Source organism: Cupriavidus sp. CuC1, from assembly GCF_044627735.1.
Lineage (GTDB): Bacteria > Pseudomonadota > Gammaproteobacteria > Burkholderiales > Burkholderiaceae > Cupriavidus > Cupriavidus ulmosensis.
Window position 1 is genome coordinate 31,507 of sequence record NZ_JBIUHC010000063.1, and the last position, 26,129, is coordinate 57,635.

Genomic DNA, 26,129 nt, shown 5'->3' on the forward strand with positions numbered 1-26,129 from the left:
CTCCCCATAGATAAGCATGGAGGTTCTTCGATAGTCTCAGTACGCATTGCTGGTTCACACTGAACTGAGCGATCTAAAGAAACTGATGCATTAATTTTTTCGCTTGATGTTATTGGTCGCCGCCAAAAGTGGCCGACGCGCTACGATCCGCTACATTACCGAGGCAGCCGCATTACACTGGTCCAAATGAGCCGCTGCCATCAACAGGGTCGAGTACAACACCTCCTCACTTCCTATTTTTGGAGTGGCGACGCCATCCGCAGTCGACGCGTGAGTGACATCGCGCTATCAGGCACGGTCGAAGTGCCTGTGCCCCCTGCACGTCTGCAGCCTCGCTTCGGGCCGCAAGCCGGCCAGATCGCCGGTGGCCACCTCGCTGGCGGCCTGCCAGATCGATTGCACGGCATTCGGGGTTGTATGCCGGACGTCGTGCAACATCACCTGCGCGAAGAACGAATTCGCCCCGATGGCCTCGTCATGCACCGCAGCGATCGCTGCCGCGAGTTCCTCCTTCGCCCGCGAGGATAGCAAGCCGCAGAGGCGGATACAGTGTATGTAGGCATGATGGTCTCCTTGCGGATCCATGGAAGAGACTTGCCGTGGGGTGCCACGTCGGGCCCAATCCCCCTGATGTGGTACGCGAGGCCGGCGTACAAACAGATCACAAACCAGAGCGCGCCGAAGGCAATCAGGAAGTCATCCATGATCCCTCCGTTTTCTCTGCCATGTCGGCCGCCTCGCGGGTCAGCCGTCGCGCTCGCGAGAAAGAGTTGTCAGACGATTTCAATTGAGCTCCTTCATCTCGGGTTGAGTTTGGACTGACCCCAGCAGCACTCGACGGCCCCATTTGGAATCGGTGGCCCCCCGCGCATTGGCCTACTTCAGCGTGTTCGCTGCATCGCCTGCTTAAGTCATTCTTGTCAGCGGCCACGGGAAGCGGCGGAGAAAGCCGATTCCCGGCAGGCAAGCGCCGTTCTATGAACTCTCTGGCCTGGACGGGCCGACGAATCTTCGCGTTGATGCTGCTCGCCTCACCACCTTGGCAATGCTGGCCAACTGGGCTATGGCGCCATCGTAAAACCGAAAATCAGTACATTCAAATAATTGTCATGGATACACTCTGCGATGCACTGTCCGCTCCCGGCAGCCACGCGCGGAATCTGGCAAATGTGCTCCGCAGAAGAATTGCCAGCAAACCCCGCCAGTCGGACTGCGCCCGTCGCGTCCGTCGCGTCCGTCGCGTCCGTCGGTCAGTAGGTCTGATCGGCAACAACTCGGGCCACTGCTTCCAGGGAACGCCTGAGCGTGGCCAAGCTGACGGAGCCGAGTGCCAACCGTATGGCGTGAGGCACATGAGTAGATGTCGAGAACGGATGGGCCGTCGACACTGAAATCCGTTCGCGCATCAACGCCATCGCGATCGCGTCCGCGCGAACCTCCTGTGCCAGAGGAAGCCAGACGAAGTACGACGCGGGATGGCTGATCCGTTTCAGCCCGCCCAAGACTTCAGTGGCAAGACCCTGGCGCAGCGTGGCATCCCGCCGTTTGTCGGCTTCAAGCCTGGCCACGGTGCCGTCCTCGATCCAGCCGCAGGCGATAGCCGTCATGGTCGCCGGGGTGTTCCAGGTCGTCGCGCGGATGGCTCTCTCGAGCCTGGGAATCCATTCGCGCGGTGCACAGACGAAGCCGAAGCGCAGACCCGTTGCGACACTCTTCGACAAGCTCGACACATAGACCGTCGTCTCCGGAGCAAGCGATGCCAACGGAGGTGGAGCGCCTTGCGCCAGGAATGCATAGGCGGCGTCTTCGATCAGTATCAGTCCATGTTGTCGAGCGATGGCGACAAGCTCCCGACGCCGCCTTGCACTCATCACCCAGCCGAGCGGGTTATGTAGCGTCGGCATGGTGTACACGGCCCGTACCCGCCGCCGCCTGCACAGGGCCGCCAATGCGTCCAGGTCAGGGCCGTGCCCGGCGGCGGGAATTGGCGCGAGTTCCAGCCGATTGGCCTCGGCAGCGAGCTTGAATCCCGGGTAAGTCAGGGCGTCCACTGCAACCACGTCGCCGGGCTCGAGCAAGGCCATGGCGGTTATCGTCAGCCCATGCTGTGCACCGCTCACGAGCAACGCGGTTTCGGCCGATGCGGCCAGACCCCGGCTGGCCAGGTGGCGCGCCACCGTCGCCCGCTCGTGCTCGCGCCCGCCGTGGGGCTGGTATCGAAGCAAGGCCTCCAGGTCACCTGCGGCCGCGAGCTGGCGCAGCGCTTCCCTGAGAAGGTCTGCCTGACCCGGCAAAGAGGGATAGTTGAAGCTCAGGTCCACCGTGTCAGCGCTCCAAGCCTCCAGATCAATGCCATGACCGAGAGGGAGCGCCTCCTTGACGAACGTGCCGCGGCCGGTTTCGCCGCTCACCAATCCCATGACTTGCAGCTCCGCGTAGACACGCGTGGCCGTGACCAGCGCCAGTCCTTCGCGTGCCGCGAGATCGCGGTGCGTTGGCAGTCGCAGCCCGGGACGCAGGCGCCCCGCACGGATGTCGGCCGCGAGACGGTCGACCAGTTGTTTGTAGCGGGGTTGAGGCATGTCTGAACGTATCCATGACAATTATTTGAATGTATTGATTATCGGCTCTACGATGGTGCGACACAACGTCTCCACGCGCACGAGGACCCCATGCACATCGCCATCCTGACCTTCGAAGGCTTTAACGAACTCGACTCGCTGATCGCGCTCAATATCCTCAACCGGGTCAAAAAGCCCGGCTGGCGGGTTTCGATCGCCAGTCCGGCGGCCAAAGTGCGTTCGATGAACGGCGTGGTGCTGGAGGCGCAGGCGTCTCTAAAAGATGCATGCGATGCCGACGCGGTGCTGGTGGGCAGTGGGATTCAGACCCGGGACGTCGTCGCCGATGTCGCGTTGATGTCGCAACTGAGGTTCGACCCGACGCGCCAGTTGCTGGGCGCGCAGTGCTCCGGCACGCTCATACTCGCCAAGTTGGGCCTGCTGGACGACGTTCCGGCCTGCACGGACCTGACCACCAGGCCGTGGGTCGAGGAGGCGGGAGTGGCTGTGCTCAATCAACCGCTCGTGGCCAAGGGAAACATCGCGACCGCCGGCGGGTGCCTGTCATCACAGTATCTGGCGGCCTGGTTCATCGCACGACTGGAAGGTATCGAATCTGCACGCAGCGCGATCCACTATGTCGCCCCGGTGGGGGAGAAGGAGGCCTACGTGACGCGCGCGATGGCGAACATTTCGCCGTTCCTCCAGGGCGAATAGGGTCTCTGCTTGGGACCGGAGCTACTCACTCATTGACATTGAACCGACAAGATATTGACGAGCTTAAGAGGCGCTCTTTTTTGCTTGGGACAGTTGAGACGGCTCTGTATCGAGTGGCCGCTCCTGCACCGGTCGACGGACCACAACAGGTCGGCAACGGCCGCTCGGCATTCCATTTCCTAAGTCGCTTGCCGGCCAGTGAATAGGGTAGGAAACGGCGAGCGCCGTCCCCTCCCTCCGAACCCGGTTTGCGGTTCTCCCGCGACGGGCTCTCCAGTCAATTGTTTTCACATCGGGATTGGCGCGCCAATCGATGCGCCTCGGACATCGTGAACAGCCCATGATTAACGAAGAAGGCACTTCGAGGTTCGCCAGCTCGAAGACCGAAGCGGCCGCCATGTCGAGGACCTGGAAGCCGGGGAAAGCTACAAGTCCGATTCCGTTCATGTTGTCCTGAAAAGAGGGAAGTTTGTCATTCAGGCCGTAGGCCAGGACCCTATCCTAGAACTGCCAATCAACTCACATGAAGGCTTTCCAGATGAGCTCTATCGACTACGCAAGAGGTATCGAATGAACAACATTGCACTGGCCTGCACTGCTGTCCTGGGTCTGCTCCTGTTCGCGCTTGGATTCGCCACCTCGGTCCTGCGGTCTCGGATCGGCGTGCTGAGCGGCTACACCCCTGAGCCCGATCAGCTGCTAACCAAGCTGGTTCGCGCTCACGGCAATACCGCGGAGTACGCGCCGTTCTTCGCGGTGCTTTTTCTGTACCTTGGCGCTCAGCATCCGCCTGACTGGCAGCTCTGGAGCATGGCAGGTGCAACAGCCTGCCGCCTGCTCCTGGTGGTTGCACTGCTTGCCTGGCCCACTATGTCGATGCCCAATCCGGCCCGCGCCGTCGCAGCTTTGGGAACGTACGCGTTCGGCGCGGCCCTTTGTGTGGCCGTCCTCAAGGTCTGAATTATCTCCGCGGCCTACTCGGGTGCACACAGCTGTTCACGCATCGCGGGTTGGGCGCTTCTATGTGCCAACCAAGGCAACGCCATCCATGCTGCGACCGGCAAGCGGATCCGGAGACTTCCGGTAGGCCCTGCGTCTCTGAAGACCGGCTGACATTGCCGTCCGTGTTGCGCACCGCAGGCCGGCTGCGCTGAGCACTCCCAGTCATCCAACGCGCAGCGTGAATGCGCTAGAGCGATCTGCTCAACCCTTGAGGGGAATCACATGAAGACATTGAAGATGTTTACCAGGACTGCGGTCCTTGCAGCCGCGGTAAGCAGCGTTGCGTTCGCCGCGGGCACGGCACCTCGGCCTGCTTCGGACGCCAGCAAAACCACGGTCGTGCTCGTGCACGGCGCGTTTGCCGACGGGTCGGCCTGGGACAAGGTCGTTCCGCTGCTCCAGGCCAAGGGCCTCAACGTCGTCTCGGTCCAGAACCCGCTGACCTCGCTGGCCGACGATGTGGCAGCCACCCGCCGCGCGCTCGACATGCAAACCGGACCGGTCGTGCTCGTGGGGCACTCGTGGGGTGGCGTGGTGATCTCCGAGATCGGCCAGCATGAGCGCGTCAAGGCCCTGGTCTATGTCGCTGCGTTCGCACCTTCGGAAGGCCAGTCGGTGGCGGACCTGGCCAAGGACTACCCGACACCCGATGGGTCCAACTTTCTCGTCACCGACAAGGAGGGGTTCCTGACCCTAAGCGCCGAGGGAGTGGCGAAGCACTTCGCCCAGGACGTGCCGGCGGCCCAGACCAGAATCATGGCCGTGACCCAGGGTCCCGTCAGTGGGAAAAGCTTCGAGGAGAAGGTCACTGTCGCCGCATGGAAGACCAGCCCGTCCTGGTACGTCCTCACGGAGCAGGATCACATGATCCAGCCTGCCCTGCAGAAAGCGATGGCGCAGAAGATTTCCGCCCACGTCGTGACACTGCCGACGAGCCACGTGCCGCAGTTGTCGAGGCCGAGGCAGGTTGCGGATGCCATCTTCGCGGCCGCGGAGCAGCAGTCGAAGTGACCGCAGCTCCTGCGCCGAACATCTGGCTTGATTTCCGTCTTCTTTCTCCAAGGTACCTCCATGAACCTCGACAAACCGATCGCCTCGCCATTGTCTCGCCGTCGCTTTATTGCCTCGGCAACCGCGCTCATCGTCAGCCCCTCCGCCTTCGCCCTTCCTGACTTCACCAGGACGATGTCGTCCTCCGGAACAGACGCAATTGTCGTCGCCGCGGCATCGGTGCCGCGCCAGGCCAGCGACGATGAGCGGGTTCGCCCGTTCACCGTCCGCGTGCCCGAAGTTCAGCTTGTGGACCTGCGCCGCCGGATCGCCGCGACAAAGTGGCCGTCGCGGGAACTGGTGACGGATGCATCGCAGGGTGTGCAGCTGGCCACGATGCGCGAGCTCGCGCGCACATGGCAGACGGACTACAGCTGGCGCAAGTTCGAGGCGAAGCTGAACGCCCTGCCCCAATTCATGACAAGGATCGACGGGGTGGACATCCATTTCATCCACGTTCGTTCGAAGCATCGCAACGCGCTGCCGGTCATCGTCACGCACGGGTGGCCCGGCTCCATCGTCGAGCAGTTGAAGATCATCGAACCGCTGACCAACCCTACGGCGCATGGGGGAAGCGCGTCGGACGCCTTCGACGTCGTGATTCCGTCATTGCCGGGCCACGGGTTTTCAGGCAAGCCCACCACGCTCGGCTGGGACCCCATTCGCGTCGCACGTGCCTGGGTCGTGCTGATGAAGCGCCTGGGATACACGCGATTCGTAGCGCAAGGCGGCGATTGGGGCAATGCGGTCACGGAGCAGATGGCCCTCCTGGCGCCTCCGGAATTGGCCGGCATACATACCAACATGCCTGCCACCATCCCCGACGACATTGCGAAGGCGCTCCAGTCCGGCGGCCCGCCACCATCCGGCCTCTCGGCGGACGAGGGATATGCGTACGAGCAGCTCGACTTCTTCTATAAGCATGGCCTGGCCTACGCCCAGGAGATGAGTAACCGTCCGCAGACCCTGTACGGGATCGAGGATTCACCCATCGGCCTCGCTGCCTGGATGCTCGACCACGACGCGCGCAGTTACGCGCTCATCTCACGCGTCTTTGCCGGTCAGACGGAGGGGCTGACGCAAAACGACATACTCGACAACGTCACGCTCTACTGGCTGACGAACACGGCAGTCTCCTCGGCCCGCCTCTATTGGGAAAGCAAGCTGGCCTTCTTCGCCCCGAAAGGGGTCGCCATCCCCGTCGCCGTGAGCGCATTTCCCGACGAGATCTACACGGCCCCGCGAAGCTGGACAGAGCGGGCGTATCCCAAGCTCGTGCATTACGGCAGGCTCGAAAAGGGGGGCCACTTCGCCGCCTGGGAACAGCCGGAGGTCTTCGCGACGGAGCTACGCGCGGGGTTCAAATCATTGCGGAGTTGAGGAAAGCGACATGCGTCCAACTTCAGTTGATTCGCCTGGGCGGCCCCATTCCAGTCGGCCTCGCGCCCTATACGAAGTACTCAAAGTGCTCTCGCCCTACCGGCGGGAGCACATCAATAGGCTCGGGGACTACCTGCTGGATCTGCGGCGGCGGGTTCCGATCGGGGTTTGCCATTCGACATCGATGCAACTCGGCGCTATGCCGATCTGGCCGTGACGGCAAAGACCCGCGGCCGAGGATTCCAGGCCGGGATGGATTGCCTGTCTGCCGCAGGCAAAGCTCGCATTGCACTGCACAAAAAATTTGCCGGATTTCAGAATACACGCCATAAAAAAGGACATTTTTTGCCATAATAACGACCGTTTCTGACCAGTCCCGGCAAGGGGCCGGTCAATCGTCTGTCGGTCGTAAGGCACTTTTTGTGAATGGCTCATGGAAGAACAAATCACCGTCTACGCGTTCCCGGTATTCCTGCTATTGATGCTGGCGGAGCTGGGCTACGGCCTGTTCGTCGGTCGCAATACCTATCGCCTGAATGATGCCCTCAGCAGCCTGAGTCAGGGCTTGCTAAGCCAGCTGGTGGCCAGTGTCAGCCAGCTCTTCCAGATCGGCCTGTATATCTTGACGTGGCGCCGGGTGGCACTGTTTCCCCATGCCGGCCTGTGGGGCAGTGTCTGGGGCTGGCTGCTGGCGATCGTGATGTTCGATTTCTGCGACTACTGGCTACATCGGGTCGGGCATGAAAGTGCGGTGTTCTGGGCCGCCCATGCCGTGCATCACCAGAGCCAGGATTTCAATCTGTCCACCGCGCTGCGGCAGGAGAGTACCGTTGCCTTCCTGGGATGGCCGTTTTACTTGCCGATGGCGCTGGCTGGGGTTGCCCCGCAGCAGTTTGCGCTGGCCGGCCTCATTGTGCTGCTATACCAGTTCTGGATCCACACCGAGCACATCGGCAAGCTGGGCTGGTTTGACCGGGTGTTTTCCTCGCCGTCCAACCATCGTGTGCATCATGCGGTCAACGACCAGTACCTGGACAAGAACTACGGCGGGATGCTGATCATCTGGGACCGGCTGTTCGGCACTTTTGCCGAGGAGGAGGAGAAGCCGGTGTATGGTACCCGCAACCCGCTCAACAGCTGGAGTCCGCTATGGGCGGTGGCTTCCGGCTATGTGCCGCTGTGGCAGATGGCGCGCCGTGCGCCACGCTGGCAGGACAAGCTCAAGGTGTGGTTCAAGGCGCCGGGCTGGCTGCCGCCCGGCGTGAGCGATGATAGTGCGCCCTTTGACTTGCAGCGTGCAAGCCAGCGCTTCGATCCACCGCTAGTGGCCGGTGCCGTGCCAGTGGCCCTGCTGCAGTTCGCTCTGCTGATGGTGGCAGGTGCCGGCTATCTGTGGCAAAGCGATGCGCTGGGGAGCGGCCTGCGGTGGGGGCTGGCACTGTTGCTGATCGCCGGTCTGACTGGTCTGGGCGGCCTGCTGCAGGGGAGGATGCGACCACGCAGCCTGCTGGGGCTGGATGTGCTGCTGTTGCTGCTGGCCGGATTGCTGTTGCGCTGACTGGCACCCAGTCGCCAAGTGGCAAAGCGGCTGGGCAGGCCATGGCTCTGCTTCCATCTTCGGTACAGCACCGCAGGCTCTCACCTGCGTTCGTGCCGCCCCCCGGCCATCCTCGTAACGATCCCTACTGGCTCGCCAACCCCGCCCGCCGTTTGCTCAAGCCAATGCGTCGGGAGCGCGCGTTCCATTTTTGAAATAGCGCAGCGATGCAGAGACCACCCGCAGGGTTTCCCCTAGTGCTATATGAACTGTTCGCCGGTGCGACAATTCGACGGCAACACAGGCGCGCCGGGCTGCTGTGGCGTTGCATAACACGCGCAGACAAAAAGACAAAACGAAAGGAGAAAAGACCATGCATCGCTATGCCTCGCTTGCAGCTATTCCGGCCGCGTTTGCTTGCGGCCTTTTTGCATCCCACCTGACCACGCCGGCAGGGGCTCAGACGCCGCCATCGACGATATCGGCCCAGATCATAGACCTGGCGGCCATGACCGATGCCGAAATCGGCGCACAGGTTCCGAACTTGGGGACTTTGCGGACAAAGGGCCTAGTCGCGACGCCGTCTGGAACCATCGCGGTGCAAGCCGGCAACGTGCCCAAGCATACGCATATGGGCTCCGATGAAATCCAGTATGTCATCTCGGGAAGTGGCACGTTCTGGTTGGGGAACGAGCAGCGCCAAGTCCACGCCGGCGACCTGATCGTTATCCCGAAAGGCACGGTTCATGCTGGATCCGTACCGACCAGCGGCGAATTCAAGGTCCTCGCGATCAAGCTGCCGCCACAGGCTCCGGGCGACATCCAGCTGGTACCGTGAGGCGCAGAAAGGGACCGGACTGCATCGCGGCGACGATATGGAGGAATTGACCGTCCGACTTCGCGCCCAGGCTTTTTCTGGCCCATCCCCTCGCTGGAAAGCATGCTGGCATAAATTCCTGTACGAGCGCCTGCGAAAGCACACGCAGCATTCGTGATCACAGCGCGGTTGGAACCTTTTGCCGGAGGGTCTACATCCCGATGCGAATTGGAATTCGCCGGCGGCCGAACTGGCGGTCGAACTGTTCGAACCGCCCTGCAATCGTCGCGAAGCAGTCGGGACAGGTGCCTGCGTGAGTCAGGCGGTAATCTTCGATGTCATGCCAGTCGCGCACGATGAGCGGCGTGTGACACGCTGGGCAGTAGGTAGTGGCGCCGTCGGCGTCATGGACGTTACCGGTGTAGACGTATTGCAGTCCTTCCGCAGGCGCGATCTCGCGCGCACGGGCAAGCGTGGGGGACGGCGTCGGCGGCACATCGGTCATTTTGTAGTCGGGATGGAACGCCGTGAAATGCAGCGGTACGTCGCTGCCAAGTTCCTTCGCGATCCACTGCACCTCAGCGCGAATTTCGTCATTGCTGTCGTTCTTGCCGGGAATGAGCAGCGTTGTGACTTCGAGCCAAACATCGGTCTCATGCTTCAGATACTTGAGCGTCTCCAATACCGGCTGCAAGCGAGCCCCGGTGAGCTTGAAATAAAATTCGTCGGTGAAGGCCTTCAAGTCGACGTTCGCCGCATCCATCTTGGCGTAGAAGTCGCGCCGTGCTTGTGCACCCATGTAGCCGGCGGTCACCGCCACCGTCATGATGCCCCGCTTGTGGCAGGCGTCGGCCACGTCCATGGCGTATTCGGCGAAGATCACCGGGTCGTTATAGGTGAAGGCCACGCTTTTGCAGCCATAGGCCGCTGCCGCCTCGCCGATCGCTTCGGGCTTGGCCACGTCGGCGAGCGTCTCCATCTCGCGCGATTTACTGATGTCCCAGTTCTGACAAAACTTGCATGCCAGGTTGCAGCCCGCCGTGCCGAAGGACAGGACGCTGGTGCCAGGGTAGAAGTGGTTGAGCGGCTTCTTCTCGATCGGATCGATGCAGAAACCCGATGAGCGGCCATAGGCGGTAAGGATCATCTGATCACCGACCCGCTGGCGCACGAAGCAGGCGCCGCGCTGGTCGGCGTGCAGGCGACAGTTGCGCGGACACAGGTCGCACTGGATACGTCCATCATCCAGGAAATGCCAGTAACGGCCGGGGTAAAGAGCTTCCTTCATGGCAGTGACAGCGCTGACGGTTGGTCCAAAAAAAACTGGGCGCCGTGTCGGGTGGATCGCTAGGGTGTATCCAAAGCGACAAGCTCGCATTACGTAACTATCTATCGAACTGATCCAGTCTGCGCCCCAACCCACCCAAGATAAGCAGCTAGGGAAAGCTGCCCGGCGCGCCATATCCGGGCGCTGGCCCCGCTAGCGCCTGAGCTTCTTGTAGGTGCCGACCAGTTCCGCGTGCGCCAGCACATGCCCGTGCATGGCCCGCTCCAGCGCCGCCTTGTTGGGCTTGCCCAGGTCCGGCAGCACCACATCGAGCGCATAGAGCTTGTGGAAGTAGCGATGACGGCCGATTGGCGGGCAGGGCCCGCTGTAGCCGGTGCGATGCCAGTCGTTGTGGCCCTCGCGGGTGCCCGCCGGCAGGCTGGCCGGCGCCACGCCTTCGGCCAGAGCCCCCGACTCGGGCGGAAGGTTGTACAGCACCCAGTGCACCCACGTCATGCTCGGCGCGGCCGGATCCGGCGCGTCGGGATCGTCGACGATTAGGGCCAGGCTGCGCGTGCCGGGCGGCATGCCTGTCCATGCCAGCGGCGGCGACATATCGGCGCCTTCGCAGGTCAGCTTACCGGGAATCTCGCCGCCATGGGCGAACGCCGTGGAGGTCAGGGTGAGGGGCATGACTGTCCTCGTCTGAGCATGAAGTGCCGGTGCGAATACACCGGCCCACGTCAGCAGCAGCGAAAGAAAAACATTTGGCACAGCATCGTGCTCCGCCATCGTTGCGCCACACTTTCATGGCGCCGGCCTCGAATCCGCTTGTGATGCTGGCGCGGTACACGCGGCCGGGAGCCCGGCCGACCGTTCCAACTTAGTGCAGATTCGGGGGCGATGCAAGCGCGAGCGGCGCCTGCGGCCAGTGAACTATGACGGGAATCCGGGCCGCTTTGTGCCTGACGCAGGCGCCCCGCCCTCCAGCCGTGCTTTCAGCCGGTTGAGCGTCTCGGTGGATTCCGCCTCGATACGCCGGTGCAGCATCAGCTGGTTCAGCACGGCGAAGACCAGGGTGGGAGAGGTATAGCTGAAGTCGCGCTCAAAGCGCGTACCCTGCCCCTGCGCGGTGAGCGTGTAGGCAATGGTGCCTGCCTTGCGGCCCTCGATCTCGCCTTCGATTACCCATGCGGCCGGGCGGCGGCGGTCTGTCACGGTCCAGATCACTACGCCGCCACCGCCCGCCACCAGAAAGGTTTCGGTGACGCGCTCGCCGGGGCCCAGCGGATGATCCGTGGCACCCCTGACGGCAAGCGACGAGGGATGCCATGCCGGCCAGTTGTCTGGGGTGGAGACGTAATCGAACACGACCGCTGGCGGGCGGGCGATCGTTATCTCGCTGTGGATGCGCGTGACGTCCTGCGAGGGTAGAGGCATAAACCATGCCACCGCGACGGCGGCCATCACCACCAGCACCCAGGACAGTGTGTTGCGTAACGTCATGGCAGCGGGGCAAATGGCGCGCCCCGGCGCGCATAGCGCGATACATCCAGTGTAGCGGCCTGGATGCGCGGCAGGGCCGCGGCCTGCCGCCCTGCCGCGGGCGCCCTGGTCGGCCCTCGCTGGCGCGGTCTCCGTATTGGGGTCTCTGGGCCCATGCCCTGCGCGTCAGCCGTCCAGGCACGCGCGCAACGTTCGTGCGAGACGGCCCGCTTCACCCGCATCGACGATGTTCGCGAAGCCCATCACGAGGCCGCGCGGCGTGCGCCGCATACGGCCATACGCGTACCAGATCGAAAGTGGCAGCACCCCAAGCCCCGCCTCGCGCGCACGCGAGGCGACGGCAACATCGTCGACCGGGCCATTGGGGCCTTCGGCGAATTGCACCGCGAACTGGATCCCACCGGGTGGCAAATCGACAATCAACCGCGCGCCAAACGCCTGCTCCAGCGCGTGCGCGATCAGCATGCGCCGCTGTCCGTACAACGCACGCATCCGCTTCATGTGCCGCGCAAAATGCCCCTGCGCAATGAAATCTGCCACGGCAGCCTGAAATAGCGTCGGCGAGCCGGCGTTCATGCTGCACGCCACCCGCCCAACGCGCTCGACAGCGCGCTCCGGCACCACCGCATACGCGAGCCGCAAACCGGGAAACATCACCTTGCTGAACGTGCCGCAATAGATCACGCGATCGTGCCGGTCGAGGCTCTTCAAAGCCGGCAATGGCCGGCCCAGATAACGGAACTCGCTGTCGTAGTCATCTTCGATGATCCAGCGAGACGCTTTCTCTGCCCAATCCAGCAGCGCCATACGTCTTGCGAGCGACAGCGTGTGCCCGAGCGGGCTCTGATGCGATGGCGTGACCAGTGCGAAGCGCGCCTGCGGATCCAGTTGTATGCCGCGCTCGACGTCGATCCCTTCGCCATCCACCGGCACCGGCACGAGCTGCACGCCAGTCTCGGCCAGAAAGTTGCGCGCGAGCAGATAGCCGGGATCCTCGAACCACATGCGATCGTTCGGGCGCGCGAGACTGCGCAACACGAGTTCGAGCGCCGCGCGGTAGCCGCCGGTAACGAACACCTGTTCCGGCAGACAGGTTACGCCGCGCGACAGCCCGAGATAGGTGGCGATGTGTTCGCGCAGCGGCCGATAGCCAGCCGGATCCGGGTACGCGAGCTCCGCGCGTTCGCCGCTACGCGCGCGACGCAAAACGAGCCGGTTCCATGCCTTGCGCGGAAACGCGTCGAGCGCGGGCAGCCCTGGTTGCAACGGCCGCGGCTCGCCGCTCATGGCGACGGTGATAGCCAGCTGGCGCGGCGCCGGTTGACCACCGCGCGATGCGTCTGGCGTCTTCGGCGTGCCTGGTCCTTCAGTGCCCTGCCTGCCATGCGCGTTCTGGAGGCCTTGCCCATATGACGAGCGCATCACCGAAGCCGGTAGCGACGGCGATACGAACGTGCCCGCGGCACCGCGCATCTGCAGGTAGCCCTCGTCGACGAGGATCGTGTAGGCCAGTTCGACTGTGCCGCGCGCCGTGTTCAGTTGCATGGCGAGGCTGCGCAACGCGGGCACGCGATCGCCGGGACGCAGATGCCCTGCCGCGATCGCCGTCCGGAAACGCTCGCAAATCTGCAGATAGATCGGCAACTGCTGCTGCCGATCGACTTCAATGGTCAATGTGGGAGTCGGTACGGTCATGACGGTTCGCGGGCATGGGGGAGCGGAAACGACTTGGACTAGTCATATCGACAATTCTTGGCCCTTTTCTATAGGCCATGATTATTCCACAATGGCGTCAAGCAATGCGACGCAGACGGACACTTTCACGCGATACCGCGCCTGCCAAGCGCCCCGCGCGTTCATCAACTCTTATCTGGAGAATCTGCCATGAAGATCGTCGTAATCGGTGGTTCCGGCCTGATCGGCTCGCGTCTCGTATCGCTGCTCACCAAGGCAGGCCATACGGCGCTAGCCGCATCGCCGCGTAGCGGTGTCAATACCGTGACGGGCGACGGCCTGAGCAACGCACTAGTGGGCGCGGACGTCGTAGTGGATGTGACGAACGCGCCGTCATGGGAGCCGCAGGCGGTGCTCGACTTCTTCCGCACCTCGGCGCGCAATCTCGGCAAGGCCGAAGTGGCCGCAGGCGTGCGCCATCACGTCGCGCTGTCAATCGTCGGCGCCGACCGCATGCCGGAGAACGCATATTTCACCGCCAAGGTCGCGCAGGAAGAGGCGATCGAAGCGGCGGGCGTGCCGTACACGATCGTGCGCGCGACACAGTTCATGGAGTTCATCGGCGGCATCGCAGATTTCAGTACGGACGGCGGCACCGTGCGCGTCGGCGACGGACTGTTTCAGCCGATCGCCGCGGACGACATCGCGGCGATCCTCTCGCAGATCGCGCTTGCGGCACCGCTGAACGACACCGTCGAAATCGCCGGCCCGGACCGCGCGCCCTTCGCGGCGATCATCACGCGTTATCTGAAATCGGTAGGCGACGCACGTCCGGTCGTGACGGATCGCGATGCACGGTACTACGGCGGCCAGGTCGAGGAACTGTCACTTGTGCCGCTCGGTGACGCGCGTATCGGCCGCATCAGTCTCGACCAGTGGCTCGCGCAGGCTAAAGGAGGTTGATTGCAAGCTGCTATCCCGCGACGTCCATCCCTTCGTGCAACGCTCGGATCCGCGCATCACTCCGTTGTCGAGCACAACTAGTTTGACGGGCGCATTCGAGGCGCTCAAAGACGTACCGGCGAGCTTCTGCGAGATCCGCCACGAAGCGCCACCAAACACAATCTCGGTCATCTAACCAGGAGAGAATCATGACGCAACGGCTTAACTACTTTCAGCAATCCCCGGAACTGTCCAAGAAGCTCATGGAGTTCAGCGCGCTGTTTCAGAACACCACGATCGAACAGCCCATTCGCGAGCTCGTCGAGATTCGCGCATCGCAGCTCAATGGCTGCGCTTTCTGCGTCGACATGCATATCAAGATGGCGAAGATCCACGGCGAGCGCGAACTGCGCCTGCATCACGTGGCGATCTGGCGCGAGTCGACGCTGTTCTCGCCGCGCGAACGCGCCGCGCTGGCATGGACCGAGGTGCTGACCAACCTTCCCGTCCAGGGCGTGCCCGACGATATCTACGACCACGTGCGTACCCAGTACTCCGAGAAGGAGCTGTCGGATCTCACGTTCCTCGTGGGCGCGATCAACAGCTGGAACCGACTGAACGTGGCGTTCCGCATGGTGCCCGGTTCGTCCGACAAGGCATTCGGGCTCGACAAAGCCAATCTGGAGTGATGCCATGAAGACGGTCGCATCTATTGCGGTAACCCTGATGGTGTCGTGCCTCATGGTTGCACAGCCGGCCGCCGCCGCGCCGGAGGCAAGTGTCGCGCCCTTGCTCACGGAGGCGTTGCCCGAGTACCCGGGGAAGGAGGCCACGATGATCATGGTGGAATATCCGCCAGGCGCCGTCGATCCCGTACATCGCCATGACGCGCACGCCTTCGTCTATGTGCTCGAGGGCAGCATCGTCATGGGCGTCAGGGGCGGCAAGGAGGTGACGCTCAAGGCGGGCGAAACCTTCCACGAACGTCCCAACGATATCCACACCGTCGGACGCAACGCCAGCAATACACAGCCAGCAAAGTTTGTCGTGTTCCTGATCAAAAAGAAGGGCGCCCCCATCCTGACCCCGGTGAAGTAGCCGAGTCGTTCACGCAGGCACCGGCAACGCCGGTGCACCTTCCTGCGGGTAGGAATGGCTCCGCCGCAGTGTTCTTGCCGCGCGCCCTGTTTTCCAGAGGCGATCCGCCGGTCCGCACGCGACCGAGGGCGGCTCTCTGCCATTCGACGCAAGACGTGAGCAGGATCATGAGCATGTCGACAACGAATCCCTCGCGCCGCGATCTGCTGATCGCCGCATCGCCGGGCCATCGCCTGGGTAAGTGGCTCACTATCCTCTTGAGGGAAGACCTGATCTTAGCCCCCGCTTTGGGGCGCTCTCCCGCCACGGCGGCTGGGGTTTGAAGCGTGACTGCAGGAAGGAGAGGAACAGCTTGACCCGCGCCGACAAGCGCGCGCGGCTCGCGATCAGCGCCACAACGTCCGCATCCGGTAAGACCCAGTCGGGCAGCAGACGCACAAGGCGGCCGGAGGCCAGGCTTTCGGCCACGTCCCATTCCGACCGCAAGATCACGCCCTTGCCCTCGAGCGCCCATTGTCGGGCGACCTCGCCGTCGTTGGTGCTCAGGATCGCAGGCACGCGCACGGCGGCTTCAGTGCGCAGCTTGCGAAAGCGCCAAAGGGTCACGTCCTCATGGTTCTCGCGCAGCACGATGCAGTCGTGTCGCGCCAGGTCCTTGGGTTCATGCGGCGCGGGGCGGCGCGCGAGATAGCGCGGGGATGCGCAGAGCAGCCGCGAGTTCGGGGCGATCGGGTAAGCGACCATGCTCGAATCCGGCAGGCTGCCGATATGGACGATCAGGTCGAACCGATTGGCCTCTGCCGCGGACACGACGTCGCTGAGCGTCAACGACACCATCAGCTTGGGATGCTGTGTGTGGAAGTCAGCGATGGCCCCCGCCAGGTAGTGCCGGCCGAAACCGAGCGGGCCGCAGACATGCAGCGTGCCAGCCACGTCACCCGAGCGCTCGCGCACCGTGTCAACCAGGGCATCCAGGTCCGCCAGCAGCGCGACGGCGCCGGCATGGAACAACTCGCCCTCCTCGGTCAGGCTGAAGCGCCGTGTGCTGCGGTGGGCCAGCTGGGTGCCGAGGTTCAACTCCAGCTGCTGTAGCCGCTGCGATACCGCCGAAGGTGTCACGTCCAGCCGGCGCGCCGCCTCCGCCAGGGAGCCGCTCTCGGTGATGGTGACAAAAAAGCGCAAGTCGTTGATGTCATGTGGCATGGCCCGAATGTTACGCCCGTCCCCCCCGCATCGTCGACTCCCGCGTTAGCACTCGGCCATGCTGCCGCAGCCGCGCTCCTCATACGGCGCGTCGCATCTAAGCACTTGTTCGTCTTGAAATGGGCGGAAGGAAACGCCCAACTGCCGCACGCGGTTGCGCATGCGTTCGATGTTGAGATTCATCCGCGCCTCGTCGAGCAGCAACGCGGGCGTTTCCAGTTGTTCCACCATTGGCATGTCAGCTCTGCGCTTCCTGCGGCTCGCGCGCCAGCACCCGCCCTGGCCGCGCGCCGGTCGACCGCCCGCCTTGCCAGACGAGGGCGCCGTTGACGATGACCGTATCGATACCATGCGCCGGAGCCATCGGCGCCTCGTAGGTGGCGGCCGCGTCGATGGTGTCGGCGTCGAACAGGGCCAGGTCGGCGAACGCGCCTTCCTTGAGCACGCCGCGGTCCTTCAGGCCGAAATTCTCCGCGGTGAGACCGGTCATCTTGCGCACGGCAGTCTCCAGGGGGAACAAGCCGAGGGTCCGGCCGTAGTGGCCCAGCACGCGGGGGAAACTCCCCCACAGACGCGGATGCGGAGATGCGTCGTGCGGCAGGCCGTCCGAGCCGATCATGACTTTGTCGTGCTTCAGGATGCGCTGCACGTCGGCTTCGTCCAGCCGAAAGTAAATCCCGCCCGCGGGGCTTAGGCGGCGGATCGCTTCGTCCTGGTCCACGCCCAGCTTTCGGGCGATGGCGTCTAGATCCTGCCCGGCGAATTCCGGGAGCGCCTTCGACCAGCTCACGATGACGCGAGTCGAACTGGCCGCGCGGTCTGCCGACAGGACCGTGGAGCCGGCGGTGTAGGGATAGCAGTCGATGCAGATCGGCTGAGTCGCCATGTTCCGCTCAATGAAGGACAGCGCTTCCTGCGACCGGCCCTTGTTCCTTTCGCCGACCACCTTGAGGTGCGAGATCACCACCGGCACGCCGACCTCGCGGCCAATGCGGAAGGTTTCCTCCAGCGAATCGATCACCCGGTCCGCCTCATCACGCATATGGGTGCAGTACACGCCGCCGAATGCCTTGAGCGGGCCGCAGACGTCGATCACCTCCTCGGTCGGTGCCGCGATCGAGGGCTCATAGAACAGGCCGGTCGAGACGCCGATGGCGCCGGCTTCCAGCGCTTCGTACACCAGGCTGCGCATCTGCTCGATCTGCGCCCGCGATGCCGGCTGCTCCAGATCATCCACGGTCGCTACGCGCAGCGTGGTGTGACCCACCAGCAAGGCGCAGTTGGTGGCCGCGGGCTTGCCGCGCAGCGCCGCGATGTAGGAGGCAAATGTGGGGAAAGCGAACCAGTCGCCCTTCTCGTCGAGCAGGTTTAGTGGCGGCGTGACCGGCTGCGGGATCGGCCGTGGCATCGGCGCGAGCGAGATGCCGCAGTTGCCCGCGATTACCGTGGTGATGCCCTGGCTGACCTTGGGCGCCATGTCGGGGCTGGACAGCATCAGGCGGTCGTCGTGTGTGTGGGCGTCGATGAAGCCCGGGGCCGCGATGCGGCCTTTGAGGTCGATCTCCAACTCGCCGCGCGCGCTCCACAAATCGCCGATGCGGGCGATGCGGTCGCCGCGGATGCCGATGTCACCCGCGTAACGCGGCGCACCCGTGCCGTCCACGATGCTCGCGTTGCGGATCAGCAGATCAAATTTTTCGTGCATGGGACTTCCTAAAGAAACTTCCGTGGCGCACACCGGCGCTCACAACAGCGCGCCGCGCGCGGCAACCGGCCAAAGGGCCTCCACTCTGTCGCCGCGCACGCACACCAGTTCGTCGTAGAGATTGACGGTCGGGTCGCAGTGGCCCGGCACCAGCATCAGCGCTTCGCCCAGCGACACTGCGGCCGCATCGCCGGTGGCCAGGACGCCATGTTCGTCGGCGGCCTTCACATAGCGCAGGTCGGGCCGCTGCCAGACGGCGGGCATGCCCGAATCCACGCTCGACGCCTTCAGGCCGGCATCCACGATCGCGCGCTGCGGAGTCGCCCGGCTCATGACGGTCGTGCGCACGAACAATGCGTGCTCGAAAGGCACATCGCCCTCGCCGCGTTCGTTGTCGCCGTAGTCGCGGTCCAGGAATATATAGGAGCCTGCCTGGAGCTCGTTGAAGACGCCGCTGTCGCGTTCATGCAAGAAAGTGCCGGTGCCGGCGCCCGTGACACGCTCGACCGCGATACCGCAGGCCTCGATGGCGTCGCGCGTCATGCGCGCCGCCTCGATGGCCTCTTTGATAGACGCGGTGCGTTGCTGCGGCGACCGCAAATGCTGGGCGGGACCGTGGTAGCACTGCAGCCCGGCGAAGCGCAGTCCCGCGCTGCCTGTGATCTGCCGGGCCAGCTGCGCCGCCTCGTCGCCCGGCGCCACGCCGCAGCGGTTGGCGCCGACGTTGACCTCGACGTAGACGTCGAGCGTGACGGCATGCGCCTGCGCGGCGGCGGCCAGCGCCTGCACCTGCCGCGGATGATCGGCCAGCACGCCGATACGCGCCTTGCGTGCGAGCAGAGCCAGGCGGCGCAGCTTGGCGTCGCCGATCACCTGGTTGGTGACCAGAATGTCGCCAATGCCCGCTTCCACGAACACGGCTGCCTCGCTGACCTTCTGGCAGCAGATGCCCACCGCGCCCAGCGCGACCTGCCGCAAGGCGATCTCCGGGCACTTATGGCTCTTGGCGTGGGCTCGCAGGCGCACGTTGCTGCCGCGCAATGCGTCAGCCATGCGCTTCAGATTGCGCTCGAACGCATCCAGGTCGAGCACGAGCGCGGGTGTGTCGATGGCAACGACGGGATCGCCAGGTTGGGCAGCTTTCCAGGGACTCATGGGGATTTCCTTCAATCGATCTTGGCGCCGGAGAACTTCACGATCTTGGCCCACTTGAGCGTCTCGCGGCGGGAGAGATCCAGGAACTCCTCGGGAGTGCTAGGCGCGATTTCCGCCCCCAGCAACTTGAATCGCTCTCGCACGGCGGGGCTCTCCAGCGCGATGCGGATCTCGCGGTTGAGGCGGGTGACGATATCTTTGGGCATGTGGGCTGGGCCGATGATTCCGCCCCACGCCGACACCTCGAATCCGGGCACGCCGGATTCGGCAATCGTGGGAAGGTCCGGATACGCAGCCGAGCGCTGCGCCGATGAGATGCCGAGCGCCCGCACCTTGCCCGTCTGGGCCATCGGCGCGGAAACCGGCGTGTTGATCATCATGAGCTGGATGCCACCGCCGATCAGGTCCGTGATGGCCGAGGTCGCCGCGCGGTAGGGCACATGCAGCATGTTGACGCCGGTCATCGCCTTGAAGAGTTCGACGCCCAGGTGCGCCGTGGTGCCGTTGCCATCCGATCCGAAGGCCAGCTTGCCCGGGTTCTTTTTCGCATAGGCGATCAGTTCGGGAACGGTCCTGACGGGCACGCTGTTGTTGACGATCATCATGTTGGACAGGCGCAGCGTGTTCGCGATCAGTGTCAGGTCCTTCTCGACGTCATATGGTACCGAGGGCAGCAGCGACTTGTTGGTCGCTAGCGAGACGATATTGCCGTAGGCCAGCGTGTAGCCGTCGGGTGCGGACTTCACCAGGTCCATGGTGCCGATCACGTAGGAGCCACCGGGCTTGTTGTCGATCACGATGGGCACGCCCAATTGCTGTGCCAACTGTGGACCGAGGGCCCGCATCAACGCGTCCGGAGCACCGCCGGGAGCCGACGGCACGATCAGGCGGATCGGCTTGTCGGGATAGGCCGCGACGGCTGGCGCCGCGGCGACGGCCATGACGGCAAGGACGAAAATGGGGGGCAACAGGCGTCTAAACATGGCACTGGGTTCCTTTTGGCGGTAGAGCCGCCGGCTACCACACGCTTGCGACTTGCGTGTGAGCGAACGGTAAGCCTTCGCACTCAAAACAGAAACTAGCCCCAGCTACATTCAGTATTCAGCCGCGCTTACGAATAGCCGGTGTCGCAGCGTGCTAACTTCGGGATTCTTGGAGAAGCGGGACACCCCTGCCCTACGCTGCCGAAGGCATCGCCCAAAACTGGAAGCGATCTTCAATTGGTGAGTGCCGCGGACTTCGGGCCCAGGCCGCCGAACGGCTGGTGCGAGCGTGGCCATCGATGGCAGCACCCAGAGCATATGCACTTACTGACCGAGGTCGTTGGGGTAGCTTTGATTTCGGTGCAATGTGCGACGGTTCGCAAGCCCAGCAGCAGCGCGGTCGGCGCCTCGTAAGCTGTTGATTAATAGAGGATTTCTGTTGGGTCATCATCAACCGCAAACGACGTCATCGGGAGCTCGATTTCAGCCCACGGCGCTTGTCCCTATCGAGCCCCGCATTCTGCGCTTCGGGACCCGCGATAGCGATGCACAAGCGCAGTGATCTCATTGCGGGCCAAGCGCGACCGGTCAGTTGATGGGGAAAGGAGGCGCCATGACCCCTGCTCAGCGCAGCGATCGGAAAGCGGAACGTATCCCAGCGCTGAACAGGCTGGGTTCTTCCCAGGCCGCGATTCGAACGAACGCCGGGCCCCAGGTCGCAGTGCAGCCGATGCTCCTTCGGATGCTCGAGCAGGCTGCCGCCGGCGCCGTGCAAGATGCACTTCGGCTTACCGGTAGTGATCATCAAGGTGAAATTACACACTCAAAATGGTACTCACGATCTGGCGCGGTGAGCTGAGCGCGGGCATCATGCACCAGTGATCATGCGGCTCGTCGCCAATGCGCAACAAGCCGGTGTGTTGCCCCACATCGGCATCCACCTTTGGGTCCAGGTCGTAGAATCCCAGCTTGCGCCGAATGATTTCAGTGTCTTGCGGCTCGCCCCGCAAGAAGGTCCAGCCCGGCTTGACACCAAACTGCCTGGCATACGCCCTCAATACCAGCGGCGTGTCAAACTCCGGCCGCAGCGTGATCGAATACATGAAGATGTCGCGACCAACGCGCTTGCCCAAGGCCTCTTGCACGCGCACCAGGTTGGCCGTCATAGTAGGACAAAGTCCTTCGCCGCATTCAGTCAGCAGCATATTGATAACGACCAGCTTGCCCTTGATCAGATCATCGTAAAACCGCACCTTGCGACCGTCGTGGGTGTCGAGAATCGCGTTGGGAAAATAGCCTACGCGCTGGCCCGCGGCCCCCTGAGACTGAGGTGGGGCGGCGGCAAACACTGGGCTCAATGCGCCCGCGCCCAGGCCGCTGAGTACAAGACGTCTAGTTGTCATGATGGCATCTCCGCGTATCGGCCAGGGCCGCCCAACCTAGACCCAGTTTAGGGAACAATGTCAAAGCGCGACATCATCGCGTGGTCTTCGTGGATCAAGTTATGGCAGTGCGCCGGGTATTTGCCGAAGAAGTCTCTAAACCGAAAAAGCACGCGTAGTTCTTCGCCGGGGCCCACCACGAACATGTCCTTGCGTCCCCGCTCGTGCGGCGGCGGCGGCTTGCCATTGCGCGACAGGATCCGTCCTTCCTCAAGATGAAGATGGAATGGATGCGACCAATCCCCATTTGATTGCATCACCCAGATCTCAGCGGTGCCCTGTTTGGGAGATGCGCTCGGCCGCTCGGGGTCGAAAATTTCACCGTTAATGGTCCATTGCCCGTTGGATCGATCGAGTCTGACCGTTCTGGTCTTGACCACCTCCGCAAGATTGACAGGAGGCAAATCGCGCAGCTTTGCCGGCACAAGGCTCGTGTCCGGGCTGGCCGGCTCGCGCTCGACATCGAAACGCAGGATTTGCGTACCCGGTAACAGGATATTGCCGGTTGGTCCCCTGCCATTGACTTGCTCCAGGCGGTTGACTAGAAATAATTGACTGCCCAGCGGATACCGGGAAAAATCGATCACAATGTCCGCGCGCTCGGCCACGCTTAACCTGACTTTCTTCATGCTCAACGGCGCCGGCAGCAGATTGCCGTCGTTCGCAATATACGTGAATGCCTGGTCAGCTCCGTTGTAGCTTAAATAGAATTCATAGAAGCGTGATGGCCCGCCATCGAGCAGGCGGAAGCGATACTTGCGGCGTTCCACCGAGAAGAATGGCTGCACTTTGCCGTTGACGCAAAATTTGTCCCCCAGGATGCCATCGCTATTAAATTGGTCGAAAAACAAGAAACCGCTGGAATCGAATTGCTTGTCCTGGAACACCAGCGGGATGTCATATACGCCCACGCCGCTCGGCAAGCGTAGTGCGTTCGGGCTGGCGTCATGTTCATTGCCGGAATCGATGTCATCAAACAGCAGATAAAAGCCGGTCAAGCCTTTGTACACATTTTGCGCGGTAAAATCGATCCGGTGATCGTGATACCACAACGTGCCTAAGGCTTCGCGCGGATCACCGCCCGCGTATATATTCGGGTAATGGTGGTCTTTGTAGCGGCCTGGATTCGTCAGGAATCCTCTGGGGTCAACTTTTGCCGCACTGTACCAGTCGCCGGGGAAACCATCGCTTTCGGACGCGGTATGCCCATTATGGAGATGGGTGGAGATCTCCGGCATGCCGAATCCGACATGGTTCAACGGCAAGTCGTTGTAGATGCGCACCAGCGCTGGCTCGCCGTAGCGGGCCACGAACGTGGGGCCAGGGAGCTTGCCGTCATAGCCCCAGATAGGTTGCGTCGGCAACTCCGGGTGAAACGAATGCAGTTCTTCTCGCACGTGCAATGCGTAGAATTTCTTAGGCAAGAATTCGTCCCATCGCTGATGCGCCACGCGTCCGACCTCGCCCACACCGGGGTTGATGCCTGGTGCCGGATCAAGTGCCGCCACCGCCTTGGGAGGAGACACCGGCAGCGAGACGACAAAAGGGGTCGTCGGTGGGCTGCGCGGGAGATCGGACGATCCGCCGTCTTTTGCAACTGATGAACCTGGTTGCGCGCAGAGCAGTCCCGCGCCTGTTGTGGCAACGCCCAATTTCACCAGTCGGCGACGACCCGTGTCCGGGGGCATTCCGCCAGGGACCTTGGACATAGCCCGTTCCTCCCCGCCATCGTTGATGTTTCGCACCGCCGCTCCACCCCGGCAGCGTTGTTGCTTTAATGAAGGTCCGGCCGCTCCTGGGTACACCGGGGCCATCGACTCCTCGGCCTATTTACCCTCGGCCTATTTACCCTCGGCCTATTCACGCGACCATCGGCACGATTCATCAACCGAATAGGCCCTTATAGCTGTGCCCCGACACCTAATCATTTGTTGAATGTTCGCGCCTTGTCCATCCTTCTGATAGATGAGGAATGTATGGGAACATTGCCGGCACCTGCGGAAAGCTTTCGTCGGTGGTTGAACGCCTGTTGTCCAGGGACGTGCTAGCACATGGCAATCCGCTGTCGTCGCTGACCACGACGATCTTCTCACGGATCCGTGCTTCCTCACGGACCCGCACAGCTTCGGATCGATGATTCAATGCAAACAGAAGTCATATGAACCCATTTCTCATACATCCGTCAGGAGGATGGCGCAGGCAAAGACAATCAATAAATGATTGGGTGTCGGCGAGAGCTATAGGGAACTTCTCGGCTATTGATGAATAGTGCCGATTGCCTGAAGGCGGCACGCTGACGTCGGGGCGGCAGGACGTCTATTAAAACAACAACGCTATCTGCGAGTGCTGGCGGTGCCCGGCGCAAAGGATGGTGCGGGGAGAATTGCGATGCCTTGCGAAGCGGCAAGACGGCTTGCTTCAGGCCGCCTGTCACTACGGCTAGCCATTGTCTCGAAAAGGAGGAGTCCCATGTTCAATTCCAGAGTCGTGTCACGGTCCAAATACGGCCGCGGGCAAATCCTCAAACTCGGGGTCGACCGCGCGGGCGCGGGTTTCGACGTCAGGCTGCTGGTCTGCTTGTTTCCGTGCTTGCCGGAAGCCGCGCACGCGCACATTAAGTGGTTCGCCAATGTCGATTTGCACAATACGCCCAGGTCGCCGTTTGCTGTAATGGACTCCTCGCCCTTTCTCGCGCTTGCGACAGCGGCCGTTGTCGTGATGGCAGCGGTCGCGTTAATCGACGCGTGGCTGGCACCCGGCAGGACTTCTGGCAAGTTCCCCGCGGCACTGATTGATCTCGACATCGGTGACAAGGCAACGACCATCATGCGCCTGGGAATGGCGGCGTTCCTTGTTGCCATTGTCTGGTTCTTCAGGGAGACGCCGGTCGTCCTTACACCCGAACTGAAGGCGAACGCATGGTGGCTTGCGCCCTTGCAACTTGGCATTGCGGTGGCCGCTGCAAGCGGCCGGTCCGCGCTTGCAGGGCTCGGCATTGCCTTGCTCTACGGCTACGCCGTCGCGACATTCGGCGTGTTTCATCTGCTCGACTATCCGATTTTCATCGGCATTTCCGTTCTTCTGTGCGCGACGAAAGCCGATGCGGGCCGGCGGCAAGCCGCGCTCAATGCGCTGCGGATCGCTACCTCGCTCACCCTGATGTGGGGCGGTGTCGAAAAATGGCTGTATCCAGAATGGACATTTCCCCTGTTATGCGGCAGCGGGCGCGCCTTGCTGATGGGATTCAGCCCGGACTTCTTTATGCAAAGCGCCGGATTCGTCGAATTCTGTGCCGCGTTTGCGGTCCTGGCGGGCGGCGTCGCCGCACGGATCGCCGCTGTCTTCCTGATTTCCATTTTTGCCGCTGCGATTCCGCTGTTCGGTATGGTGGATGCCGTCGGCCACGCGCCGTTCCTGCTGGCCCTTGCCGTGTTGGCCTTGACTCCGAACCCGCTGGCCTTGCATCGTGGGCACCCTGACAATGCGTGGCGCAACGCGCGCCGTTGGACAGTGGTTTTTACCGGCACGATCTGTAGCTTACCGGCGATTTACTACAGTGGCCATCGGATCGCCTACGGCCCCATCAATGCCAGCGTGCTGGAAGCGCTAGGCGTCGTTGCGCTGTTCGCGGCGCTCGCATCGCTCCGCCTTGCGGGGGAGAAAATCCACAACCTGATTTTTGATGAGATTTGAAGGGGGAAGCGGAACTGCCGAGCCACTGTTCCACCTCAGACGCTTCGACTTCCGCGAAGTCCTGTCCATCCACACCCGGCGCGCCCTTGTTGGCGCGGCATTGGGCATAGGCGTGAACCAGAATGTCGTCGCGGCTGATCTTGTCGTATAGGGCGTAGAAGCAGCAACCGGCTTCTGCCTTCGCTTTCGCGTGTAACGCCATCTGCAGCTTCTGAACACTGATAGGAGTTGACAGGTTGCCTAACCTCCAGTCCCCCACTACGTCTTGCGTCTGTCTTGACTGAGGCCCCTTCCCTCCACCGGCATTACCCGGCTTCCCCGGTGTCGGGTCGGAGGAGGCGCGCTTGCGCGCTGGCCTCCGTCCGCCGCTCAAACCGTGCGTGCAGTTCTCCCGCAC

General features: G+C 62.7%; 24 protein-coding genes. 11 read left to right on the top strand and 13 right to left on the bottom strand.

Annotated elements, in window-relative coordinates:
• Nucleotides 1-288: 288 nt before the first annotated feature.
• Together ACGLHR_RS25395 and ACGLHR_RS25400 are read right to left on the bottom strand one after the other, a co-directional pair.
• A complete protein-coding gene (locus tag ACGLHR_RS25395; RefSeq protein ID WP_400096858.1) occupies nucleotides 289-585 on the bottom strand; it encodes a hypothetical protein in 297 nt (98 codons plus the stop codon).
• 665 nt (nucleotides 586-1,250) lie between these two features.
• Complete coding sequence (locus ACGLHR_RS25400; RefSeq protein WP_400096832.1) at nucleotides 1,251-2,582, bottom strand: PLP-dependent aminotransferase family protein; 1,332 nt, start codon at nucleotides 2,580-2,582, stop codon at nucleotides 1,251-1,253.
• A 90-nt stretch (nucleotides 2,583-2,672) separates the two neighbouring features.
• On the opposite strand from ACGLHR_RS25400, the gene ACGLHR_RS25405 reads away from it, so the two are divergent.
• The 7 genes from ACGLHR_RS25405 to ACGLHR_RS25435 all read left to right on the top strand — a co-directional run bounded on the left by ACGLHR_RS25405 (nucleotide 2,673) and on the right by ACGLHR_RS25435 (nucleotide 9,085).
• Entirely contained in the window at nucleotides 2,673-3,278 is a 606-nt protein-coding gene (locus tag ACGLHR_RS25405) for a DJ-1/PfpI family protein (protein ID WP_400096833.1), read from the top strand.
• A 570-nt stretch (nucleotides 3,279-3,848) separates the two neighbouring features.
• Nucleotides 3,849-4,238 (top strand): MAPEG family protein, encoded by a 390-nt coding sequence (locus tag ACGLHR_RS25410; RefSeq protein ID WP_400096834.1) that lies wholly within the window; start codon nucleotides 3,849-3,851, stop codon nucleotides 4,236-4,238.
• A 264-nt stretch (nucleotides 4,239-4,502) separates the two neighbouring features.
• Nucleotides 4,503-5,291, top strand: coding sequence for an alpha/beta fold hydrolase (locus ACGLHR_RS25415; protein ID WP_400096835.1), 789 nt, complete (start codon nucleotides 4,503-4,505; stop codon nucleotides 5,289-5,291).
• 60 nt (nucleotides 5,292-5,351) lie between these two features.
• The gene (locus ACGLHR_RS25420) at nucleotides 5,352-6,710 is read left to right on the top strand and encodes an epoxide hydrolase family protein (RefSeq protein ID WP_400096836.1); all 1,359 of its coding nucleotides are present in this window, start codon (nucleotides 5,352-5,354) and stop codon (nucleotides 6,708-6,710) included.
• A gap of 168 nt (nucleotides 6,711-6,878) precedes the next feature.
• On the top strand, nucleotides 6,879-7,064 hold the full coding sequence (locus ACGLHR_RS25425) for a hypothetical protein (protein WP_400096859.1): 186 nt from the start codon (nucleotides 6,879-6,881) through the stop codon (nucleotides 7,062-7,064).
• 79 nt (nucleotides 7,065-7,143) lie between these two features.
• A complete protein-coding gene (locus tag ACGLHR_RS25430) occupies nucleotides 7,144-8,268 on the top strand; it encodes a sterol desaturase family protein (RefSeq protein WP_400096837.1) in 1,125 nt (374 codons plus the stop codon).
• Between the two features lie 352 nt (nucleotides 8,269-8,620).
• A complete protein-coding gene (locus ACGLHR_RS25435) occupies nucleotides 8,621-9,085 on the top strand; it encodes a cupin domain-containing protein (RefSeq protein ID WP_400096838.1) in 465 nt (154 codons plus the stop codon).
• 190 nt (nucleotides 9,086-9,275) lie between these two features.
• Here the strand turns inward: ACGLHR_RS25435 and amrS are convergent, their stop codons facing one another.
• From amrS to ACGLHR_RS25455, 4 genes are all read right to left on the bottom strand, one after another.
• Complete coding sequence (amrS, locus tag ACGLHR_RS25440) at nucleotides 9,276-10,352, bottom strand: AmmeMemoRadiSam system radical SAM enzyme (protein ID WP_400096839.1); 1,077 nt, start codon at nucleotides 10,350-10,352, stop codon at nucleotides 9,276-9,278.
• Between the two features lie 192 nt (nucleotides 10,353-10,544).
• On the bottom strand, nucleotides 10,545-11,024 hold the full coding sequence (locus ACGLHR_RS25445) for a YbhB/YbcL family Raf kinase inhibitor-like protein (RefSeq protein WP_400096840.1): 480 nt from the start codon (nucleotides 11,022-11,024) through the stop codon (nucleotides 10,545-10,547).
• 243 nt (nucleotides 11,025-11,267) lie between these two features.
• Entirely contained in the window at nucleotides 11,268-11,837 is a 570-nt protein-coding gene (locus ACGLHR_RS25450) for an SRPBCC family protein (RefSeq protein WP_400096841.1), read from the bottom strand.
• A 165-nt stretch (nucleotides 11,838-12,002) separates the two neighbouring features.
• Complete coding sequence (locus ACGLHR_RS25455; protein ID WP_400096842.1) at nucleotides 12,003-13,532, bottom strand: PLP-dependent aminotransferase family protein; 1,530 nt, start codon at nucleotides 13,530-13,532, stop codon at nucleotides 12,003-12,005.
• 189 nt (nucleotides 13,533-13,721) lie between these two features.
• Between ACGLHR_RS25455 and ACGLHR_RS25460 the strand changes: the two genes are divergently transcribed.
• The 3 genes from ACGLHR_RS25460 (at nucleotide 13,722) to ACGLHR_RS25470 (ending at nucleotide 15,551) form a co-directional block, all read left to right on the top strand.
• Complete coding sequence (locus ACGLHR_RS25460; RefSeq protein WP_400096843.1) at nucleotides 13,722-14,474, top strand: SDR family oxidoreductase; 753 nt, start codon at nucleotides 13,722-13,724, stop codon at nucleotides 14,472-14,474.
• Between the two features lie 188 nt (nucleotides 14,475-14,662).
• Nucleotides 14,663-15,142 carry a carboxymuconolactone decarboxylase family protein gene (locus ACGLHR_RS25465; protein WP_400096844.1) on the top strand — a complete coding sequence of 160 codons (480 nt, stop codon included), beginning with the start codon at nucleotides 14,663-14,665 and terminating at the stop codon, nucleotides 15,140-15,142.
• 4 nt (nucleotides 15,143-15,146) lie between these two features.
• Nucleotides 15,147-15,551, top strand: coding sequence for a cupin domain-containing protein (locus ACGLHR_RS25470; protein ID WP_400096845.1), 405 nt, complete (start codon nucleotides 15,147-15,149; stop codon nucleotides 15,549-15,551).
• A gap of 249 nt (nucleotides 15,552-15,800) precedes the next feature.
• Here the strand turns inward: ACGLHR_RS25470 and ACGLHR_RS25475 are convergent, their stop codons facing one another.
• The 7 genes from ACGLHR_RS25475 to ACGLHR_RS25505 all read right to left on the bottom strand — a co-directional run bounded on the left by ACGLHR_RS25475 (nucleotide 15,801) and on the right by ACGLHR_RS25505 (nucleotide 23,748).
• On the bottom strand, nucleotides 15,801-16,754 hold the full coding sequence (locus ACGLHR_RS25475) for a LysR family transcriptional regulator (protein ID WP_400096846.1): 954 nt from the start codon (nucleotides 16,752-16,754) through the stop codon (nucleotides 15,801-15,803).
• Nucleotides 16,755-16,799: 45 nt separating this feature from the next.
• Nucleotides 16,800-16,991: a hypothetical protein gene (locus ACGLHR_RS25480; protein WP_400096847.1), complete on the bottom strand. Its 192-nt coding sequence runs from the start codon at nucleotides 16,989-16,991 to the stop codon at nucleotides 16,800-16,802.
• A gap of 1 nt (nucleotide 16,992) precedes the next feature.
• Complete coding sequence (locus ACGLHR_RS25485) at nucleotides 16,993-18,459, bottom strand: amidohydrolase family protein (RefSeq protein ID WP_400096848.1); 1,467 nt, start codon at nucleotides 18,457-18,459, stop codon at nucleotides 16,993-16,995.
• Nucleotides 18,460-18,498: 39 nt separating this feature from the next.
• Nucleotides 18,499-19,614, bottom strand: a complete 1,116-nt coding sequence (locus tag ACGLHR_RS25490; RefSeq protein ID WP_400096849.1) for a DSD1 family PLP-dependent enzyme — start codon at nucleotides 19,612-19,614, stop codon at nucleotides 18,499-18,501.
• Between the two features lie 11 nt (nucleotides 19,615-19,625).
• Entirely contained in the window at nucleotides 19,626-20,597 is a 972-nt protein-coding gene (locus ACGLHR_RS25495) for a Bug family tripartite tricarboxylate transporter substrate binding protein (protein ID WP_400096850.1), read from the bottom strand.
• A gap of 815 nt (nucleotides 20,598-21,412) precedes the next feature.
• The gene (locus tag ACGLHR_RS25500) at nucleotides 21,413-22,000 is read right to left on the bottom strand and encodes an SCO family protein (RefSeq protein ID WP_400096851.1); all 588 of its coding nucleotides are present in this window, start codon (nucleotides 21,998-22,000) and stop codon (nucleotides 21,413-21,415) included.
• A 47-nt stretch (nucleotides 22,001-22,047) separates the two neighbouring features.
• Nucleotides 22,048-23,748 (bottom strand): multicopper oxidase family protein, encoded by a 1,701-nt coding sequence (locus tag ACGLHR_RS25505; RefSeq protein WP_400096852.1) that lies wholly within the window; start codon nucleotides 23,746-23,748, stop codon nucleotides 22,048-22,050.
• A 760-nt stretch (nucleotides 23,749-24,508) separates the two neighbouring features.
• On the opposite strand from ACGLHR_RS25505, the gene ACGLHR_RS25510 reads away from it, so the two are divergent.
• Entirely contained in the window at nucleotides 24,509-25,732 is a 1,224-nt protein-coding gene (locus ACGLHR_RS25510) for a hypothetical protein (protein WP_400096853.1), read from the top strand.
• Nucleotides 25,733-26,129: the final 397 nt, after the last annotated feature.